Below are 1,131 nucleotides of genomic sequence, written 5' to 3'. Positions count from 1 at the left end.
CCGCGCTGTCCTCGCCGCCCCGCCCGGCCCGTCAGCCGAGCCAGCGGCGCAGGCGGAGCCGGCCCCACAGCAGGCTGGCCGCGTAGGAGAGGACCACCGTCAGCCCCAGCAGCACCACCAGCCGCTGCGCGGCGGCGGGGCCGCTCAGTCCGGCGGGCACCAGCGGACGCACCAGCTCCTCGACGAAGAAGACGTGCACCATGTAGGCGCCCAGCGCCGCACCGGCCAGCCTGGAGACCGCCGGACGCGCCCGCGGCGGCACCCGCACCCGGCTCACCGCCAGCAGCACGCAGCCGGTCATCGCCGCGACGAACAGGTGCGCGTTCGGGATCACGTACTGGACCTGCGTGTTGTACCAGAGGCACCCGGCGAACGCGCCGAGCAGCGGCAGCGCCAGCAGCCGGCGCCGTCCGGCCGACAGACCGGGCAACGCGAACAGCATCGCCCCGACCACCGCGTACACCAGCGAGTAGGTGCCGAATCCCCACCCGACGTCCGGTGTCTCCCAACCGGTCAACGTGCCGAGCGTGGTGAGCGCGCTGGGCGCGCACGCCACACCCAGCAGGGCGGCGGCCAGTCCCCACGGCCGCTGCCCCGCACGGACCAGGACCGCCAGGGCCAGCACGGCGATGATCGGTATGTAGGCGTACATGAACCACAGGTGGTAGGCCGGGCGCACCGAACCGAAGAGGGCGTCGACGGCCAGTTCGCTCACCGGCCCGTCCGTGCGGGAGCGCAGCCGGGCCCACGCCAGGTAGGCGCCCGTCCACAGGAACAGCGGCACGGCGTTGCGCACGATCCGCTGCCAGATCTGCGCGCCGTCCCGTGGCGGCGCCCCGACGAGCACCGCCCAGCCGGCCATCGCGAAGTACATCGGCACCGCGAACTCGTTCGCCGAGTCCGCCAGATGGCCCACCCAGTACACGCCGGGGCCGGCGCTCTCCGAACGGTCGACGGCGCCGATGAACACCGCGCCGACGTGGCCCAGCATGACCGCGCAGGAGCAGATCAGCCGCATCAGGTCGACGTCGTAGCGGTGCTCCCGCCTGGCCGCGGCGGGCCCGGTGACGGGCGGGGGCCCACTCGCCACGGGCGCCGCGAGACCGGCGTCCGCCGGTGCCGTCTCCGCCG

General features: G+C 74.6%; 1 protein-coding gene. It reads right to left on the bottom strand.

The window, feature by feature from the left end; all coding sequences use genetic code 11:
* Window positions 1-31: 31 nt before the first annotated feature.
* The coding region (locus ACYVE9_RS27785) for an acyltransferase (RefSeq protein WP_461030652.1) at window positions 32-1,131 on the bottom strand (1,100 nt) is incomplete at its 5' end.

Source organism: Streptomyces sparsus, assembly GCF_054776295.1.
This window is presented reverse-complemented; position numbering and strand designations above follow the sequence as displayed.